The 19,458-nt window shown below is 61.7% G+C and carries 16 protein-coding genes; 11 read left to right on the top strand and 5 right to left on the bottom strand.

Going from position 1 to position 19,458, the window contains the following annotated elements; translation table 11 throughout:
• Positions 1-158: 158 nt before the first annotated feature.
• The 3 genes from ACO77H_RS06295 to ACO77H_RS06285 all read right to left on the bottom strand — a co-directional run bounded on the left by ACO77H_RS06295 (position 159) and on the right by ACO77H_RS06285 (position 3,268).
• Positions 159-470, bottom strand: a complete 312-nt coding sequence (locus ACO77H_RS06295; protein WP_169955534.1) for an amidase — start codon at positions 468-470, stop codon at positions 159-161.
• Positions 467-1,549, bottom strand: a complete 1,083-nt coding sequence (locus ACO77H_RS06290) for a serine hydrolase domain-containing protein (RefSeq protein ID WP_432755165.1) — start codon at positions 1,547-1,549, stop codon at positions 467-469. The genes ACO77H_RS06295 and ACO77H_RS06290 overlap by 4 nt, the downstream gene beginning before the upstream one ends.
• Positions 1,550-2,389: 840 nt before the next feature.
• The gene (locus tag ACO77H_RS06285) at positions 2,390-3,268 is read right to left on the bottom strand and encodes an acyl-CoA dehydrogenase family protein (RefSeq protein WP_172314590.1); all 879 of its coding nucleotides are present in this window, start codon (positions 3,266-3,268) and stop codon (positions 2,390-2,392) included.
• 130 nt (positions 3,269-3,398) lie between these two features.
• On the opposite strand from ACO77H_RS06285, the gene olsB reads away from it, so the two are divergent.
• Positions 3,399-4,154 carry an L-ornithine N(alpha)-acyltransferase gene (olsB, locus tag ACO77H_RS06280; RefSeq protein WP_057439788.1) on the top strand — a complete coding sequence of 252 codons (756 nt, stop codon included), beginning with the start codon at positions 3,399-3,401 and terminating at the stop codon, positions 4,152-4,154.
• Positions 4,154-4,945 carry a lysophospholipid acyltransferase family protein gene (locus tag ACO77H_RS06275; protein ID WP_170042891.1) on the top strand — a complete coding sequence of 264 codons (792 nt, stop codon included), beginning with the start codon at positions 4,154-4,156 and terminating at the stop codon, positions 4,943-4,945. Before olsB ends, ACO77H_RS06275 begins: the two co-directional genes overlap by 1 nt.
• A gap of 89 nt (positions 4,946-5,034) precedes the next feature.
• Here the strand turns inward: ACO77H_RS06275 and ACO77H_RS06270 are convergent, their stop codons facing one another.
• Complete coding sequence (locus ACO77H_RS06270) at positions 5,035-5,619, bottom strand: ACP phosphodiesterase (RefSeq protein ID WP_169955530.1); 585 nt, start codon at positions 5,617-5,619, stop codon at positions 5,035-5,037.
• 154 nt (positions 5,620-5,773) lie between these two features.
• Between ACO77H_RS06270 and ACO77H_RS06265 the strand changes: the two genes are divergently transcribed.
• Genes ACO77H_RS06265 through ACO77H_RS06255 form a run of 3 tightly spaced genes read left to right on the top strand, consistent with a single transcriptional unit; the run spans position 5,774 to position 8,348 of the window.
• Positions 5,774-6,088 (top strand): ArsR/SmtB family transcription factor, encoded by a 315-nt coding sequence (locus ACO77H_RS06265; protein ID WP_029297039.1) that lies wholly within the window; start codon positions 5,774-5,776, stop codon positions 6,086-6,088.
• A gap of 11 nt (positions 6,089-6,099) precedes the next feature.
• Positions 6,100-7,266, top strand: coding sequence for an MFS transporter (locus ACO77H_RS06260; RefSeq protein ID WP_169955529.1), 1,167 nt, complete (start codon positions 6,100-6,102; stop codon positions 7,264-7,266).
• Positions 7,267-7,292: 26 nt separating this feature from the next.
• Positions 7,293-8,348: an alkene reductase gene (locus ACO77H_RS06255; protein ID WP_432755164.1), complete on the top strand. Its 1,056-nt coding sequence runs from the start codon at positions 7,293-7,295 to the stop codon at positions 8,346-8,348.
• 322 nt (positions 8,349-8,670) lie between these two features.
• Here the strand turns inward: ACO77H_RS06255 and ACO77H_RS06250 are convergent, their stop codons facing one another.
• Positions 8,671-9,303, bottom strand: coding sequence for a TetR family transcriptional regulator (locus ACO77H_RS06250; protein WP_032858025.1), 633 nt, complete (start codon positions 9,301-9,303; stop codon positions 8,671-8,673).
• 265 nt (positions 9,304-9,568) lie between these two features.
• Between ACO77H_RS06250 and ACO77H_RS06245 the strand changes: the two genes are divergently transcribed.
• From ACO77H_RS06245 to ACO77H_RS06220, 6 genes are all read left to right on the top strand, one after another.
• Positions 9,569-10,711, top strand: a complete 1,143-nt coding sequence (locus ACO77H_RS06245; RefSeq protein WP_169955527.1) for an efflux RND transporter periplasmic adaptor subunit — start codon at positions 9,569-9,571, stop codon at positions 10,709-10,711.
• Between the two features lie 3 nt (positions 10,712-10,714).
• Positions 10,715-13,882: an efflux RND transporter permease subunit gene (locus ACO77H_RS06240; protein ID WP_169955526.1), complete on the top strand. Its 3,168-nt coding sequence runs from the start codon at positions 10,715-10,717 to the stop codon at positions 13,880-13,882.
• Positions 13,882-15,339: an AdeC/AdeK/OprM family multidrug efflux complex outer membrane factor gene (adeC, locus tag ACO77H_RS06235; RefSeq protein WP_170042893.1), complete on the top strand. Its 1,458-nt coding sequence runs from the start codon at positions 13,882-13,884 to the stop codon at positions 15,337-15,339. The genes ACO77H_RS06240 and adeC overlap by 1 nt, the downstream gene beginning before the upstream one ends.
• 166 nt (positions 15,340-15,505) lie before the next feature.
• The gene (locus ACO77H_RS06230; protein ID WP_432755163.1) at positions 15,506-16,756 is read left to right on the top strand and encodes an OprD family porin; all 1,251 of its coding nucleotides are present in this window, start codon (positions 15,506-15,508) and stop codon (positions 16,754-16,756) included.
• A gap of 187 nt (positions 16,757-16,943) precedes the next feature.
• Positions 16,944-18,452 carry a M91 family zinc metallopeptidase gene (locus tag ACO77H_RS06225; protein WP_432755162.1) on the top strand — a complete coding sequence of 503 codons (1,509 nt, stop codon included), beginning with the start codon at positions 16,944-16,946 and terminating at the stop codon, positions 18,450-18,452.
• Positions 18,453-18,536: 84 nt separating this feature from the next.
• Positions 18,537-19,430, top strand: coding sequence for a polysaccharide deacetylase family protein (locus ACO77H_RS06220; RefSeq protein ID WP_432755161.1), 894 nt, complete (start codon positions 18,537-18,539; stop codon positions 19,428-19,430).
• Positions 19,431-19,458: the final 28 nt, after the last annotated feature.

Genomic DNA, 19,458 nt, shown 5'->3' with positions numbered 1-19,458 from the left:
TCACATATTTGGAAGTGCGGGTTTATGACCGATATTGAGAACCTTCTATCGGACAATCACATCATCGATTTACGATCCTGTCCGCCAATCTGCTTCCCTTGGCTGTTGGTCAGCGCCGAGCCTGCAGTTCTTTACCTTGCGCAGTGGTGAGCTAAACATCACAACAATCGACACCCCTGTCGTTCCCCTATCCACCGCGCCGTATGCGTGCGCCCCAACCCACTCGCCGTCACTTCACTGCGTTCCGGCGTGTCGACCAACGCACTGGTCGGCACGTACTGCTTCACATACCCCAGGCAATAGTCAGCCGGATTGCCCGCCACATACCGACACGAGCAATACTCCTTGGCCGTATACGCCGCGATGATGTCGGGGAACGCTTGCAGGTTGACGCGCTCGTGCCAGGCCCACCCCAGCAAAGCGAGCAACAGCAGGAGAAACAGGCTGATAAACGGACGGCGCCGGATCATGGTTGCACCGCCGCGAGCACGCGCTTGAGCAGTTCGTTGTGGTGATAGCTGCCGTCGCGGTCATCGCCATAGCGCACGATCACCAGCCTTGCCTCGGGCAACACATACAACGCCTGGCCCCAGTGACCCAGGGCCGCGAAGGTATCGTCGGGCGCATCCGGCCAGGGCCGGGCAGCGCCCTGCACTTGACGGTTGAGCCACCAGTGGCCGCCGGGCACCGCTTCGTCCTGACCCGCGATGTACTGCGCCAGGGGTTGGCGATTGAAGTCGACCCAGGCCTTGGGTAGCAACTGCCGCTCGCCCCAGCGCCCGTCCCGCGCCATCAACAAGCCAATCCGTGCCAGGTCGCGGGCGGTCATATAGGCATAGGACGAGGCAACAAAGGTTTCATTGGCGTCGCTTTCCCAAGTGGCGCTGCGAATGCCCAGGGGCGTGAACAGCGCGGTCCACGGGTAATCGACATAAGCCTTGTGGCCGAGCATGCCCTTGAGGGCGGCGGACGCCAGATTGCTGTCGCCGCTGGAGTAGCGAAACGCCTGGCCCGCAGCGCTGAAGGCGTGGGTGTCGGCGGCAAACTCTGCCATGTCGGCACGGCCACGGGTGTAGAGCATGGCCACCACCGAGGATTTCAGCGGCGCGTATTCGTAGTCTTCCTGCCAGTCCAGGCCCGAGGTCCAGTTCAGCAGGTGCGCCAGGGTGATGTTCGGGTGCTGTTTCATCGGTGGATAAAAGCGCGCGACCGGGTCGCTGAGCTTGAAGCGGTTTTCGCCGTAGGCAACGCCAAGCACCGTGGCCAGTAGGCTCTTGCTGATGGACCAGGTCAGGTGCGGCGTGCTTGCGCTAGTGGGTGCGGCGTAGCGTTCATAAATGACTTCGCCGTCGCGGATCACCAACAGTGCGTCGGTGCGGATGCCTTCGCGGGTGATGTCATTGCGGGCCGGGAACGCATAGTCCTCCAGCGCCTTGACGGCGGGACCGGCCAACTGCGGGCCCTGGGACCACTCCCGCGCCGGCCAGGCCTGGGCATGTGCGGTAGCGGTGAACAGCAGCAAGGCGACGCACAACAGGCCTTTGACCATGGACTAGCACTCGGGGGCATTCAGGCCCGCGAGCCTAATGCAGATAAATGACGGTTTGGCGACAGGCCTGGGAGCCACTATATAGCTCCTGTGGGAGCGGGCTTGCCCGCGATGGCCATAGGTATCTACACAACTCTTTCGTGGTTCTTGGGGTGGTGAACATATCCGTTTTTGCGGTTACGGCGGCTATTGGTTCCGCCCTTACGGCGGCTCACTTTTGTAGAGCGCAAAAGTAAGCAAAACGCTCTTGCCCCACCACTCGGTGCCTCGCCTAGGCTCGGCATGCCCGCAGTCAGGCATTGCTCCGTGGGCCCGCCGCGATCGGCCATCCATGGCCGTGTCGCGGCTACCCCGGCATCCATGCCGGGGTGCCCACTGCGCAATACCTGCCTGCGGCCATCGTGGTTTAACGGGGCGCTTAAGATCAAAAGCCAGATCAAAAGCAGAGCAACAGCAAAGCCAGAGCGCGAAGCTGCCTTCCCCTGTAGGAGCTGGCTTGCCTGCGATGGCGGTATATCAGTCGATAAATGTATTGGCTGATGCACCGCCATCGCAGGCAAGCCAGCTCCTACAGAGTACGCGCACGCTTCGATGATCAGGTCGGCTGTCAGGCCGCCTCGCTTTGCTTTTGATCTTAGGCGCCCCGTTAAACCACGCTGGCCGTCAGGGCGGAACCCCAAGTGGCCATGACCGCAGCAATGGATATGTACACAAACCTAAGAATCACTAAAGAGTTGTGTAGATACCTATGCCCCGATGGCGGTATATCAGTCACCGCCTGTATTGCCTGTCCCCCTGCTATCGCGGGCAAGCCCGCTCCCACACACGCTCATCCCACAGTCAGCGGGGGCCTGGGTTCAGGGCTTTTTCCAGGCGTTTGGCGCGGGCGCTGGCGGCGAGGTCCAGCACGGCTTGGTCGCGCTGCCACATGGCGGCCCACGCTCCTTGAGCCATCGCTTGATTGACCTGCGGCTTTAGCGCTTCGAACTGCGCAAACAATCCTCCCAACAACACATGCCCCGCCGCCGATGCGCTGGGCTGGCGAATGACCTCGGCGCAGCCGGCCAGCAGCGCCAATAACTGCAGGCGCAGGGCCTGGGGCCAGTCGCACTCCTGGCCGATGCCATGTAGCCAGGCGGTCATCGCGCTCAGTACATAGCTGTCCTCCAGGGTGCGGAAGGGTTTGACGTAATCGTCCCAACCATCCCCCGGCAAGCGCTCGCAGGCGGCGTGGTCGAGGTGGACGCGGCCGTGGCTGATGTCGGGCATCAAGGCGATCGCGGGCAAGGGTTCTACGCGTACACCGGGCTCGCCGGCCAGCACCACGGCCAGGGTCAGGCGTGGCTTTTCATCAGCGGCCTCGCAGCGGGCGGCGATCAACAGCCAGTCGGCCGCATCGCCGGCGGTGACGAAGTCTTTGCGCCCGCTCAGGCGCAGGTCGTCCAGGCGCGTTTGCATGTCCAGCGGGCGCAGGCTGCGCTGTTCGGTCGCACACAAGGCGCCCAGGCTGTGGGGCGCGCTGGGCCATAACGCGCGCAACGCCGCTTGATAGCCCACCAGGAACGCCAGGCCGGGCGTGGCCATCAGCCGCGCGCCCTGGGTCGCCAATTCAAAGGGCGCCACCTGCCCCAGGCGTTGCAATAAAACGCTGTAGCCCTCGGCCAGGTTGGCGTGGACGGGCAGTCGGTCGGGTCGATCGAGCAAAGCGTGCCAGGGCATGGAGGGCTCCTTGGGGGCTGTCATCTAAGCGTCACCGTAGATTCATGGAGATGACACCGGGGGTACATAGCCTGACTTTGCACAACAAAGTCGACTGGCCGCAACCCTGGCCGGCACCTGGAGACTCGCCATGACTCAGATCGCCCGCATCAGTGACACCGGCAATGAACGCCGTCTGCAAGCCGAACGCCTGATCGGCGCCCAGGCTTTGCAGGAAGCCCAGGCCTTGCGTTTCAGCGTTTTCAGCGGCGAGTTCAATGCCAAGCTCAAAGGCGCAGAACTGGGCTTGGACATGGATGACTATGATGTTCACTGCAGCCACATTGGCGTACGGGACTTGAACACCGGGCGACTGGTTGCCACCACCCGGCTGCTGGATCACCAGGCGGCCAGCACCCTGGGCCGGTTCTACAGCGAAGAAGAATTCAGCCTCCACGGCCTGTTGCATTTGCAGGGGCCGATCCTGGAAATCGGCCGTACCTGTGTCGACCCAGCCTACCGCAACGGCGGCACTATCGCGGTGCTTTGGGGCGAGTTGGCCGAAGTCCTCAACCAGGGCGGCTACAGCTACCTGATGGGCTGCGCGAGCATCCCGATGCATGACGGTGGCATCCAGGCCCACGCAATCATGCAGCGCCTGCGCGAACGCTACTTGTGCAACGAACACCTGCGCGCCGAGCCGAAAAAGCCCCTGCCGAGCCTGGATTTGCCGTCCAACGTCATCGCCGAAATGCCGCCGCTGCTCAAGGCCTACATGCGCCTGGGCGCTAAGATCTGCGGCGAGCCGTGCTGGGACGAGGATTTCCAGGTGGCCGACGTGTTCATCCTGCTCAAGCGCGACGAGTTGTGCCCGCGTTATGCCCGTCACTTCAAGGCGGCCATGTGATGGGCCGCCTGCGGGTCTACGGGCGGATCGCCCGCGTGCTGCTGGTGGTGGCGCTGGGCTTGAGCATGGCCGGGGTGTTTGGCCTGTTCGAACGCTTGGGCGTGGCCAATTCCATGGTGCGGCGCCAGCGCTGGTCGCGGTTTTTCATGGCGCGCCTGAGCAATGCCCTGCCCTTTCGTGTGAGCGTGCACGGTGAGTTGCCGCAACAGCCGATGCTGTGGGTCAGCAACCATGTGTCCTGGACCGATATCCCGCTGCTGGGGATGGTGGCGCCGCTGTCGTTCCTGTCCAAGGCCGAAGTGCGCACCTGGCCAGTGGCGGGTTGGTTGGCCGCCAAGGCCGGCAGCCTGTTTATCCGCCGGGGCTCGGGGGACAGCCAATTGATCCGCAAGCAGATGACCCGGCATCTAGAGCAAAAACACCCGCTGCTGATGTTCCCCGAAGGCACCACCACTGATGGCCGCAGCCTGCGCACCTTTCATGGCCGGCTGCTGGCCAGTGCGATTGATGCCGATGTGGCGCTGCAACCAGTGGCGATCCGCTATCTGCGCGATGGGCAGATTGATCCGCTCGCGCCGTTTATTGGTGACGATGATTTGCTCTCGCACCTGATGCGTCTGTTTGGCAACGATCAGGGCGACGTTGAGATTCATCTGCTCAAACCCATTGCCTGCGCCGGGCAGGAGCGTGCGGCGCTGGCGTACCAGGCGCAGCAGGCGGTGCAGAAGGCGTTGTTTGGAGCGGTGCCGCAAAGCGAGCAAGTGCCGGTTCGGCCGGCGTACGCGGCCTGAGGCAAACACGCAAAAAATGTAGGAGCTGGCTTGCCTGCGATAGCAGTGGCGACTGATACACCGCTATCGCAGGCAAGCCAGCTCCCACATTAGATCGGCGTGGATATTTGACTATCTGCATAGGCCTGCAACTGGGGATAGAACACCCGGAAATCCTCGCTCAACGGCTCATACAGCACCCGCAGTTCCTGCATCGCCCGGTCCAGTTCCTGAGGTTGGCTCAGGCGCCGGGCAATCCCCCGCAGTACGTGCTCCATTACCGCGAACTCGCGGTAAGAACCCAGCCAGTCATCGGCCGCCATATACGGTGCAATCTGCGCCAGGCGCCCTGGCAGCTGCGGTTCGGCCGCCAGCACCCGGTACACCTGGGAGGTAAAGCGTTCCAGCGGCTGGTCGGCATACTGTGCCCAATCGCGCGCCAGGCAATGGTCGAAGAACACGTCGAGGACGATCCCCGCATAGCGGCGCCGGGTCAGGGTGAACCGTGACAACGCCTGCCCGACCAACGGGTGGCTGTCGGTGAAACGGTCAATGGAGCGATGCAGCTGGATCGCCGCCTCGATTTGCGGGTGGTACTGGCCCTGCAGGCGGCCTTTGACGAAATCGCCATAGAGGCTGCCCAGCAGTTGTGCAGGAAGTTGGCCGCCGAGGTGTAGATGTGCGAGATAATTCATGGCGCGCAGTTTAGCACTGCCGCCAACGTATCGTTATAACCCGATATACCGATTTATCTGGTAACAAGATCAAAATCGTATTGGTATATCGGGATATAGCGATTTAAAGTTCGCCTCATCGCGATATAACGTTTTACCCACACCGAGCCCTGCCATGTCCATTGACCTCGACGAAATAATAAAAGCCCTGGCACACCCAGTACGGCGAGACATTCTCAACTGGCTGAAAGACCCGAAAGTGCAGTTCCCCGAACAAGTGCACAACCACGAGTACGGCATCTGCGCCGGCCAGATCGATCAACGCTGCGGCCTGTCGCAGTCTACCGTCTCGGCGCACCTGGCCACCCTGCAACGGGCGGGCTTGATCAGCAGCCAGAAAGCCGGGCAGTGGCACTTTTTCCGCCGCAATGAAGACGTGATCCAAGCGTTTATCCAAGCCATCACCGAAGAACTCAGCCCACCGCTGTAAAGGACCCCACAATGCCTCTCTCGCTACTCATACTGGCCTTAAGCGCCTTCGCCATCGGTACCACCGAATTCGTCATCATGGGCCTGTTGCCCGATGTGGCGGCCGACCTCGGTGTGTCGATTCCAGGCGCCGGCTGGCTGGTGACCGGCTATGCCCTGGGCGTGGCCATCGGTGCACCCTTCATGGCACTGGCCACCGCCAAGCTGCCGCGCAAGGCTGCCCTGGTAGCGCTGATGGGCATTTTCATCATCGGCAACCTGCTCTGCGCCCTGGCCAGTGACTACAACGTGCTGATGTTTGCCCGTGTAGTGACCGCGCTGTGCCACGGCGCCTTCTTCGGCATCGGCTCGGTGGTGGCCGCCAACCTGGTGCCGGCCAACAAGCGTGCTTCGGCGGTGGCCCTGATGTTTACCGGCCTGACCCTGGCCAATGTGCTCGGCGTGCCCCTGGGCACCGCGCTGGGCCAGGAAGCCGGCTGGCGCTCGACCTTCTGGGCGGTGACGGTGATTGGTGTGATTGCGCTGATCGGCCTGATCCGCTTCCTGCCGGCCAAGCGTGATGAAGAGAAACTCGATATGCGCGCCGAACTGGCGGCCCTCAAGGGTGCCGGGATCTGGTTGTCGCTGAGCATGACCGCGCTGTTTGCCGCGTCGATGTTCACCCTCTTCACCTACGTCGCACCGCTGCTCGGCGATGTCACCGGCATCTCGCCCAAGGGTGTGACCTGGACCCTGCTGCTGATCGGCCTGGGCCTGACCGTGGGCAACATCATCGGTGGCAAGCTGGCGGACAAGCGCCTGGCGGCCACCCTGATCGGCGTGTTCATCAGCATGGCCGTGGTGTCCACCGCACTGACCTGGACCAGCGTCGCCATCATCCCCACCGAAATCACCTTGTTCCTCTGGGCCACCGCGTCGTTTGCCGCCGTGCCGGCATTGCAGATCAACGTGGTGACCTTCGGCAAGGCCGCGCCCAACCTGGTGTCGACCCTCAATATCGGCGCGTTCAACATCGGCAACGCCCTGGGCGCCTGGGTTGGCGGCAGTGTGATTGCCCATGGTTTCGGCCTGACCAGCGTGCCATTGGCCGCTGCCGCCCTGGCGATCCTGGCGCTGCTGGTCACGCTGATCACGTTCCGCCAGAGCGGCGATGCCGACCTGGCCCCCGCCACTAATTAACCACTTAGAACAGACGAGTGTTTGCGATGACGACTATTTTCGATCCAATCAAACTGGGTGATGTGCAGCTGTCGAACCGCATCATCATGGCGCCGCTGACCCGCTGCCGTGCCGATGCCGGCCGCGTGCCGAATGCGCTGATGGCTGAATACTATGTGCAGCGGGCCTCTGCCGGGCTGATCCTCAGCGAGGCCACCTCGGTGACGCCGATGGGCGTGGGCTACCCGGACACCCCGGGCATCTGGTCCAACGACCAGGTGCGCGGCTGGACCAACATCACCAAGGCCGTGCACGGCGCCGGCGGCAAGATCTTCCTGCAACTGTGGCATGTGGGGCGGATCTCCCACCCGTCGTACCTGAACGGCGAGACCCCGGTAGCACCGAGCGCCATCCAGCCTGCCGGCCACGTCAGCCTGGTGCGCCCGCTGGCCGACTATCCGACCCCACGCGCCCTGGAAACCGCAGAAATCGCCGATATCGTCGACGCTTACCGCGTGGGTGCCGAGAACGCCAAGGCCGCCGGCTTTGACGGGGTACAAGTGCATGGGGCCAATGGCTACCTGCTCGACCAGTTCCTGCAAAGCAGCACCAACCAGCGCACCGACGAGTACGGCGGCTCTGTGGAAAATCGCGCACGGCTGTTGCTGGAAGTGACCGATGCAGTGATCGAGGTCTGGGGCGCTGGCCGTGTGGGGATGCATTTGTCGCCACGGGCCGACCTCCATGACATGGGCGATGCCAACCTGGCAGAAACCTTTACCTACGTCGCCCGTGAATTGGGCAAGCGTGGCATCGCCTTTATCAGCGCCCGCGAGAAAGACGCCGACGACAGCCTGGGCCCGCACTTGAAAGCTGCGTTCGGTGGCCCGTTTATCGCCAACGAGCGCTTCACCAAGGACAGCGCCAATGCCTGGCTGGCAGCGGGCAAGGCCGATGCGGTAGCCTTCGGCGTTCCGTTTATCGCCAACCCGGACCTGCCGGCGCGCCTCAAAGCCGATACACCGCTGAACGAAGCCATTGCGCAAACCTTCTACACCCCAGGCCCGGTCGGCTATATCGACTACCCGACCCTGGCGCTCTGACCCGCAACAACGCAAAAGCCCCGGCTCACAAGAGCCGGGGCTTTTTATTGGATCTTCAAAACACCGCTGCCCAATGTAGGAGCGGGCTTGCCCGCGATAGCGGTGGGCCAGCCAGCACATCACCTAGCGATAGTTCGCTCCCACAGGTTCGGTAACATTCCTTCACAGCAATGCAACAATATCGCTACAAAATACTTAGCCGGCTACCTTTCAACCTGGCGCCAGCGCGTATATAAAGTCACCCCACAAATAAGCCGGAAGGACGATTGACCGTCCTTGGGCTTTACTATTGACACAAACAGACGTAATTACGCATTTTGTATCAATTGCGCAGGCTGGGGCTCAAGCGCAGCATGTCCAGCCCAATATCCACCAGGCGCTCGGCCTGCTGATACAGCTCGAAACTGTCAGGCACCAGGAGCCACTGGCCAACAAGCCCGTTGATGTAGGCATGAATGCACACCGCCCCACGAGCGGTGTCGAGGTTTTCCGGAAGTTGCCCGCGGTGGACTGCATTGCGCAACGTCAGGCCGATACGCAGGTTGCACTCAAGGCTATGGGTCTGGCGTTGACGGCGCATGTCGCACATTTCGTCGGTAAATTCGCACTTATGGAACAGGATCTCATTAATGCGCCGAGTCTTCGGGTCCAGGGCCACCTGATGAAAAAGATGGATCAGCAGCTTGCGCATGCAGCCCAGCGGATCTACCTCATCCTCGCTTTCACTGGCCCTGGCCAATTCGTCCAGGGGTTCGTGCAGCGTGTCGAGCAGTGCCTGCAACAGGTCCGACTTGTTGCTGAAGTGCCAATAGATCGCGCCCCGCGTCACGCCCGCCCGCGCCGCGATATCCGCCAGCGTAGTGCGCGCAACACCGCGCTCATAAAAGGCTTGCTCGGCGGCTTCAAGTATCTGGCTGCGCGTTTCCTGAGCTTCCTCTTTGGTACGACGAACCATGGCAGTAACACCTCAATCAGGACACGGGCGGTGGTGGATAACCACCTTCTGAATAATTATGGGACGACGCCTTCATGGGCATCGAACGTACTAGAATCGAGGCTTTGGGCATTGCTTTGTAAGGAATCCGCGAAGCCTGTCAAGAGTTTACAAACAACCATGAACGTAAGTATATTGCCTAGCAAGCTACTTATCTACTCACTGTCTGTTTTTTACCCTTCCACACTTCTTGTGCGCATCAAGCGCGCCTGACCCGAGGATCTTCATGCAACTTAAGCCAGCTGTTACCGCTCTGGTCACTGCCGTCGCCCTGGCATCGCTGCTCAGCGGATGTAAAAAGGAAGAAGCGGCGCCGCCCGCTCAAACCCCTCAGGTCGGCGTGGTCACCCTTCAACCTCAAGCCTATACCCTGACCTCCGAATTGCCGGGCCGCACCACTGCGTTCCGCATCGCGGAAGTCCGCCCCCAGGTCAATGGCATCATTCTCAAGCGCCTGTTCAAGGAAGGCGGCGACGTCAAGGAAGGCCAGCAGCTCTATCAGATCGATCCGTCGGTGTATGAGGCGACCCTGAAAAGCGCCCAGGCCAACCTGCAACAGACCAAGTCGATTGCCGACCGCTACAAACAACTGGTCAACGAGCAGGCGGTCAGCCGCCAGGAATACGACACCGCCGTATCCAACCGCATGACTTCCGAAGCCAACCTGCAGACGGCTCAGATCAACGTGCGCTACACCAAGGTGTTCGCCCCGATCTCCGGGCGTATCGGGCGTTCCTCGGTCACCGAAGGCGCATTGGTCAGCAATGGCCAGGCAGACGCCATGGCCGTGATCCAGCAACTGGACCCGATCTACGTCGACGTCACGCAATCCTCCGCCGAGATGCTGAAACTGCGTCGCGACCTGGAAAGCGGCCAACTGCAGAAAGCCGGTGAAAACGCGGCCATGGTCAAGCTGACCCTGGAAGACGGCAGCGAATACACCCAGCAAGGCCGCCTGGAATTTTCCGAAGTGTCGGTCGACCAGACCACTGGCTCGGTAACCCTGCGCGCTGTGTTCCCCAACCCTGATCACACCCTGTTGCCGGGCATGTTTGTCCACGCACAATTGCAGGCCGGCGTGAACAGCAAGGCGATCCTCGCCCCACAACAAGGCGTGACCCGCGACATCCGGGGCATCCCGACTGCGCTGGTCGTCACCGCCGACAACAAGGTCGAACAGCGCGTGCTGGTGGCCAACCGTACCGCCGGCGCCTACTGGCTGGTGGAAAAGGGCCTGAATGCCGGTGACCGTGTGATCACCGAAGGCTTGCAGTTCATCAAGCCGGGCATCACGGTTGAAGCGAAGGAAGCCACCAACGCCAAGCCCGCCGGTTCTGCTCCTGCCGCCGCCGCTGGCAAAGGGGAGTAATACATGTCGAAATTTTTTATCGACCGTCCCATTTTCGCCTGGGTAATAGCCCTGGTGATCATGCTGGTCGGGGCATTGTCGATCCTGAAGTTGCCCATCAACCAATACCCGGCCATCGCGCCAACCGCCATTGATATCCAGGTGACCTACCCAGGCGCGTCCGCACAAACCGTGCAGGACACCGTGGTGCAGGTGATCGAGCAGCAGCTCAACGGTATCGACAACCTGCGTTATGTGGCCTCGGACAGTAACTCCGACGGCAGCATGACCATCACCGCGACGTTCAACCAGGGTACCAACCCGGACATCGCCCAGGTTCAGGTGCAGAACAAGCTGAACCTGGCGACCCCATTGCTGCCGCAAGAAGTGCAGCAGCAGGGGATCCGCGTAACCAAGTCGGTGAAGAACTTCCTGATGGTGATCGGCCTGGTGTCCGAAGACGGCACCATGAGCAAGGATGACCTGTCCAACTACATCGTTTCCAACATCCAGGACCCGATTTCGCGGACATCTGGGGTGGGTGACTTCCAGGTCTTCGGTTCCCAGTACGCCATGCGTATCTGGCTGGACCCGGCCAAGTTGAACAACTTCCAGATGACCCCGGTGGATGTCAGCAGTGCCATTGCGGCGCAGAACGTCCAGGTGGCCACCGGCCAGTTGGGTGGCCTGCCAGCCCTGCCCGGCACTCAGTTGAACGCCACCATCATCGGCAAGACTCGCCTGCAAAGCGCCGAGCAGTTTGAAAAGATCCTCCTGCGCGTGAACAGCGATGGTTCCCAAGTGCGCCTGGGCGATGTCGCCCGTGTCGAGCTGGGTGGCCAGAACTACAGCATCAGCGCCCAGTTCAACGGCAAGCCGGCTTCCGGCATGGCGATCAAACTGGCATCGGGCGCCAACGCCCTGGACACCGCCAAGGCCATCCGTGCCACGGTCGCGTCCCTGGAGCCGTTCTTCCCGCCAGGCATGAAAGCCGTGGTTCCGTATGACACCACGCCGGTGGTGACCGAATCGATTTCCGGGGTAGTCGATACCCTGGTCGAGGCGATCATCCTGGTGTTCCTGGTGATGTACCTGTTCCTGCAAAACTTCCGCGCCACCATCATCACCACCATGACGGTACCGGTGGTGTTGCTGGGTACGTTCGGCATCCTCGCGGCCTTTGGCTTCACCATCAACACCTTGACCATGTTCGGCATGATCCTGGCCATCGGCTTGCTGGTGGACGATGCGATCGTGGTAGTGGAAAACGTCGAGCGGGTGATGGCCGAGGAGCACCTGTCGCCCAAGGAGGCGACGGTCAAGTCCATGAGCCAGATCCAGGGCGCCCTGGTGGGTATTGCCCTGGTCCTGTCGGCGGTATTGCTGCCGATGGCGTTCTTCGGCGGCTCCACCGGCGTGATCTATAAACAGTTCTCCATCACCATTGTGTCGGCGATGGCCCTGTCGGTGCTGGTTGCACTGATCTTCACCCCGGCCTTGTGCGCCACCATGCTCAAGCCGATCGACCCCGAGAAACACGGCCAACCCAAGCGTGGTTTCTTCGGCTGGTTCAACCGTACCTTCGACCGTGGCGTACTGAGCTACGAGCGTGGCGTGGGCAACATGATCAAGCACAAGGCGCCTTCGTTCCTGGTGTACCTGATCATCTTCGCCGGCATGATCTGGCTGTTCACCCGTATTCCAAGCGCGTTCCTGCCCGAGGAAGACCAGGGTGTGATCTTCGCCCAGGTGCAGACACCGGTTGGTTCTTCGGCCGAACGCACCCAGACCGTTATCGACGACATGCGTGCCTTCCTGTTGAACGACAAGGAAGGTGAGCCCGGTGAAGGCAAGGCCGTGCAATCGGTATTTACCGTAAACGGCTTCAACTTTGCCGGTCGTGGCCAAAGCTCGGGCCTGGCATTCGTCATGCTCAAGCCATGGGACCAGCGCGACGCATCGATGTCGGTGTTCGAAGTGGCCAAGCGTGCCCAGGGATACTTCTTCCAGACCTTCAAGGACGCCATGGTGTTTGCCATCGTGCCCCCATCGGTACTGGAGTTGGGTAACGCCACCGGTTTCGACGTGTTCCTGCAGGACCAGGGCGGTGTGGGTCACGATGCCTTGATGAACGCACGTAACCAGTTCCTCGGCATGGCCGCGCAGAGCAAGATCCTGGCCGGCGTACGTCCCAACGGCGTCAACGATGAGCCGCAGTACGAGCTGACCATTGATGACGAGAAGGCCAGTGCCCAGGGCATCAGCCTGTCGAGCATCAACCAGACCCTGGCGATTGCCTTGGGTGGCAGCTACGTCAATGACTTCATCGACCGCGGTCGAGTGAAGAAGGTCTACATCCAGGGTGAGGCCGCTGGCCGGATGTCCCCTGAAGACCTGAACAAATGGTTCGTGCGCGCCAACGACGGGAAGATGGTGCCATTATCAGCAATTGCCTCTGGTAACTGGATCTTCGGCTCGCCGAAACTGTCGCGGTACAACGGCGTAGCGGCGATGGAAGTCCTCGGGACCCCGGCGCCTGGCTACAGCACCGGTGACGCGATGGCGGAAGTCGAGCGCATCGCCAAGCAATTGCCGGCGGGTGTGGGCTATGCCTGGACCGGTCTGTCGTATGAAGAACGCTTGTCCGGCTCCCAGGCGCCTGCGCTGTATGCCCTGTCGTTGCTGGTGGTGTTCCTCTGCCTGGCAGCGCTGTACGAAAGCTGGTCGATCCCGATTGCGGTGGTGTTGGTCGTCCCGCTGGGCGTGATCGGTGCACTGATGGCCACCAGCCTGCGAGGACTGTCCAACGACGTGTTCTTCCAGGTGGGGTTGTTGGTGACCGTGGGCCTGGCCTCGAAGAACGCCATCCTGATCGTGGAATTTGCCAAGGAGCTGCATGAACAGGGCAAGGGCATCGTCGAGGCGGCCATCGAGGCGTCCCGCATGCGTCTGCGTCCGATCATCATGACGTCCATGGCGTTCGTCCTCGGCGTACTGCCGCTGGCGATCTCCTCGGGCGCAGGTTCAGGCAGCCAACACGCAATCGGTACCGGGGTGATTGGCGGTATGATCACTGCCACCGTCCTGGCGATCTTCTGGGTGCCACTGTTCTTCGTGACCGTGTCCGCCATGGGTAGCCGGAAAAAAACTGACAAGTCCGATACACCGAATACTCCTAAAGAGGCTGGCTAATGCGCAAGTCGCTACTCTCCCTGGCAGTCACGGCATTCGTGCTCAGTGGCTGCTCGCTGATCCCTGATTATCAGCAGCCTGAAGCGCCGGTTGCCGCCCAGTTCCCGCAGGGGCCGGCGTACTCGTCGGCCCAGGCGCCGAGCCAGGCCGCTGCCGAGCAAGGCTGGAAGCAGTTTTTCCACGATCCTGCCCTGCAGCAACTGATCCAGGTCGCACTGGTCAACAACCGTGACCTGCGTGTCGCGGCGCTGAACATCGACGCCTTTGCCGCGCAGTACCGCATCCAGCGTGCCGACCTGTTCCCGGCCGTCGGCGCCAATGGCAGCGGCAGCCGCCAGCGCGTTCCGGCACGGGCCTCGCAAACCGGCGAATCGAACATCACCAGTTCCTACTCGGCGACCCTCGGGATCAACGCCTACGAACTGGACCTGTTCGGCCGGGTGCGCAGCCTGAGCGAAGAAGCGTTGCAGAAATACTTCGCCACTGAAGAAGCACGCCGCAGCACGCAGATCAGCCTGGTGGCCAGCGTGGCCAATGCCTACCTGACCTGGCAAGCGGACAAGGAACTGCTCAAGCTGACCCAGGACACCCTGGCCGCCTACGAGCAGAGCTTCAAGCTCACCTCGCGCAGCAACGAAGTCGGCGTGGCCTCGGCCCTGGACTTGAGCCAGGCGCGCACCTCGGTTGAAAGCGCCCGTGTGCAACTGGCCCGCTACACCCGCCAGGTGGCCCAGGACGAAAACAACCTGACCCTGCTGCTGGGCACCGGCCTGCCGGCGAATCTCGCCACCCAGCCGCTGTCCGACGACCTGTTGAGCGAAGTACCGGCCGGCCTGCCTTCAGACCTGCTGCAACGTCGCCCCGACATCCTGCAGGCCGAGCACAACCTCAAGGCTGCCAACGCCAACATCGGCGCGGCACGGGCTGCGTTCTTCCCGAGCATCAGCCTGACCGCCAATGCCGGGACCTTGAGCCCGGACCTCGGTGGCCTGTTCAAGGGCGGCTCGGGTACCTGGTCGTTCGCGCCGCAGATCAACATCCCGATCTTCAACGCCGGTAGCCTGCGCGCCAGCCTGGACTACTCGAAGATCCAGAAAGAGATCAACGTCGCGACCTACGAGAAGTCGATCCAGACCGCGTTCCAGGAAGTCTCCGACGGCCTGGCGGCACGCGCGACCTACAACCAACAGTTGCAGGCCCAGCGTGATTTCGTCGCGGCCAACCAGGACTACTACCGCCTGGCCGAGCGTCGCTACCGCATTGGGGTTGATAGCAACCTGACCTTCCTCGACGCCCAACGCCAGCTGTTCGCTGCCCAGCAAACGCTGATCACCGACCGCCTGGCGCAACTGACCAGCGAAGTGACCTTGTACAAGGCCCTCGGTGGCGGCTGGAACGAACAGACGGCGAAGAATGAGCCGGTGAAAGAAGAAGCGCCGAAGCTCAAGTTGTTCTGATCGGCGTAGCAACACATGAAGCCCACCCTTTGGTGGGCTTTTTCATGGGCGCACAGTTTCGTGCGATCACCGCCCAAAACCCGCCCTCCCCCAATTGAACCGCCCCACACACGCCCCGCACCATGGCCCGCACCTGAAAACCACCAATAACAACAGGTCCCATGCCATGAGCACCTTGCACCCTCGCCGGCTATTGCTGGCTACCGCTGTCGCCAGCCTTGCCCTCCCAGTTGTTGCCCAGGAACACGGCTTTCTGGAAGATGCCAGCGCCAACCTCAACCTGCGCAATTTCTTCTTCAACCGCAATTTCACCAACCCGACCAAGGCCCAGGGCGGCGCGCAGGAGTGGACGCAGAGTTTCATCCTTGATGCCAAGTCCGGTTTCACCCAGGGCACCGTGGGGTTCGGGGTGGATGTGCTGGGCATGTATTCGCAAAAGCTCGACGGCGGCGGCGGCTCCGGCGGCACCCAATTGCTGCCCCTGGACCACGATGGCAAGCCGGCCGATAACTTCGGGCGCCTGGGGGTGGCGTTCAAGGCACGGGTTTCCCAGACCGAGTTGAAAGTCGGCGAGTGGATGCCGGTACTGCCGATCCTGCGTTCGGACGATGGCCGCTCCCTGCCGCAAACCCTGCGCGGCGGGCAGATCACCTCCAAAGAGATCGCCGGCCTGACCCTGTATGGCGGCCAGTTCCGCGCCAACAGCCCGCGTGACGACAGCAGTATGACGGACATGTCGATGTTCGGGAAAACCGCGTTCACCTCCGATCGCTTCAACTTCCAGGGTGCCGAATACGCGTTCAACGACAAACGTACCCAGGTCGGCGTGTGGAATGCCCAGCTCAAGGACATCTACCGCCAGCAATACCTCAACCTGACCCACACCCAGCCCCTGGGCGACTGGACCCTGGGGGCCAACCTCGGCTTCTTCTACGGCCAGGACGACGGCAGCGCCCGGGCCGGCAACCTGGACAACAAGACCTGGTCCGGCCTGTTCTCCGCCAAGTACGGTGGCAACACCTTCTACGTCGGCCTGCAAAAACTCAGCGGCAACAGCGCGTGGATGCGAGTCAATGGCACCAGCGGCGGCACCCTGGCCAACGACAGCTTCAATGCCAGCTATGACAACGCCGAGGAAAAATCCTGGCAGGTACGCCATGACTACAACTTCGCCGCCCTGGGCGTGCCCGGCCTGACCTTGATGAACCGCTACATCAGCGGCAGCAACGTGCACACCGCCACTGTCAACGATGGCAAGGAATGGGGCCGGGAAAGCGAAGTGGGCTACACCGTGCAAAGCGGCAGCCTGAAAAATCTTACAATGCGCTGGCGCAATTCCAGCATGCGCCGCGACTACAGCAACAATGAGTTTGATGAGAACCGGTTGATCGTCAGCTATCCAATCAGCTTGTTGTAGTGACAGGGCGAACGGCAAAAAGCCCGCGCCGTCCGACGACTTTTCTGCACCGGGTGCGCCTACTTTATTACGCCCGGTAACAAAGGATCGACGGCGGCGACGGAACACTTTCATTCAATCGCACGACATACCTACCGCCCCTCCCCCCCCTGGAGGGGCGTTTGCGTTGAACTGAAAGGTACTGACCATGAACACGATCGCGCCACATCACGCCATGCCTGCCCTCCCCCCTCACACGCCGCAGGCCGAGCCCGCCGCCGTGCCAGGCAAAGGCCAACACCAGCCGTTTCCTTCTGCGCGAACCCCTTCACAGGCGCAACCGGAGCTTCCGAATTTTTCCTCGCAGGACAAGCAACTGACGTTGGTCGATGACGGCAACCTCAGAGTCCGCCAGTCCCTGAGCGAAGTACCTCTGGCGCCGGGAAAATCGATCATTGTGAGCGACGCCCTGACATTTGAAACCGGCAACAGCGCCGACACTATTCATCTGAGCAACCACCCTGATGGCCGGCTCAAGGTCGAGGTCAACGGTAAGCCCTACCTGTTTAATGTCAGAGACCCCAAGGACAGTGCGCCCACCAGCCTGCATATCAAAAGCCATGGCGGTGACGACAAGATAAAAATCGACCCCGGCGTCATGCTCCCGGTCAAGGTCGAAGCCGGCGATGGCGACGATGACGTGCAAGCGGGCGGCGGCCCCACCCAGCTGTTTGGCGGCAAGGGCAACGACACCCTGCGCCTGGGCAGCGGCAACGGGTATGCCGAGGGCAACGAAGGTGATGACACGATAGTGGGAGGCACGGGCTCCAACGTCATGTATGGCAATAACGGCAATGACCGGCTGTACGCAGGTGCCGGGGCCGCCCAGAAGCAAAGCTACCTGGATGGCGGCAGCGGTAACGACCAGCTATACGCTGGCGATGGGCATACGGTGATAAACGGCGGCCAAGGTGACGATGTGCTGGTGGGGCACGACCGCACGACCTTCTACAGCGGCAAAGGCCACGACACGATCTGGTCCAACCGGCCGGACAACCGCATCTATGCAAAACCCACTGATCGGCTCTTGGGCGGGTCTGATGCAACGATCACCCCGGTGACGCCAAGCAACGCCGGTAAAGAAGGGTTCCAGGCCCAGGGCACGCAGGCGTTCAAGCAACGGGTCGAAGATGACCTTGAATTGCTGCGCGGCTCGCCCGTGGGCCAGCAAATGCTCGCGGGGATGGACGCCGTGGCTCGACAAAACGGCGCGCCGTTGCCGATTATCGAAGGTTCCAGCAGTCATTTTGACGACCATCTGTCGCCAGAACAGACAAAACAAAGCCATATCAAAGAAGGGGCTGCAGGTCGCCGAATCAACAGCGGCACCCTGCAGTACAATCCGTTCGATATCTACGCCGACCCCAATGTCCCTGCCGCACCCATCGTCACCCTGCAACATGAATCGGCCCATGCCTGGAACGCCGGCACGGGCACCTCTTTCGGCGGCCACACCCAAGAGCAGGTAGGCGCAAACCCTCCAGTGGATACACCCAATGTAGAACGCCAGGCCGTTGGCCTGCCGACTACTGCCGCACCGTTCGACTTTGACAACGACCCACTCACGCCGCCTACTTCAACCAATCCCAAGCCGTTCACCGAGAACGGCTTGCGTGAGGAAATGGGCTATGGCCCGCGTGAGCACTACGCAGACTGACAGTGAACGGGGTACGCGCTTGCTGTATGTTGCCGGCCTCCATACCCCGATCACAAGGATGTGCATCATTGACCCCAGAGCCCCATGAAACTCATTGCCCTCTTGCTTGCCACACTATTGATCAGCCTCAGCGGCTGCATCGGCGCGCCCGTGGCATTGACCCCGCAGACCGCACAACGCCTGCAAAGCCAGGCACCGATCCGTTTCCTGCTGACGTTCGATGATGGCCCCAGCGCCTCGGGCTACGCCAATCCCAGCCGCTCGGTAATCCAGGACCTGGCTCAAAACCCGGTGCTGCCGGGGATCAAGGCAATTTTCTTTTTGCAGACCCAGGCCTGGCGTTCCGGCGGCAGCCCGCGCGGGCGCAAGACCATGGAACGCGAACACGCCGCCGGGCATATCCTGGCCTTCCACACCGCCACCCGCTGGCATAGCAACCATCGCCTGATGAACGACGAAGACCTGGCACAGACCCTGAGCCTGGGCGCCGCAAGCATTGCCTCGATCACTGGCACCGCCCCCAGCCTGGTGCGCCCGCCCTTCTGGAACTATGACAAGCGCACCTTCGCCGCCTATCAGCACCACGGCATGCAAATCCTGCTGACCGACTTGAGTGCCAATGACGGCAAGATCTGGGGCTTCAATGCCAGCCCGAGGCGGCGGGCCAACCTGCTGCGGCAACTATCGCTGGTGCGCGAACGCATTGCGCTGGGCGAACTGCCGACCGTGGACGGGGTGATTCCGGTCGTGGTGACCTTTCACGACATCAACCGCTACACCGCCCGGCACCTGCCGGAATACCTGCAGATCCTGATGGACAGTGCCCAGGCCAATGGCCTGAAGACTGCCGCCGCTCCCTTCTACACCGACCGCGCGAGCCTGGAACGCGCAGCCCTGGCGCGCACGGTGAAGGATACCAACGAGGTGGTGCACTTGCCGGGAGTGTGGAACTGGGTGTGGGACGCCGACGCTCACTGAACGCCACCCTGCTACGGGTCCCGAAAAA

This window comes from Pseudomonas sp. WMBT8 (assembly GCF_050916005.1).
Lineage (GTDB): Bacteria > Pseudomonadota > Gammaproteobacteria > Pseudomonadales > Pseudomonadaceae > Aquipseudomonas.
This window is presented reverse-complemented; position numbering and strand designations above follow the sequence as displayed.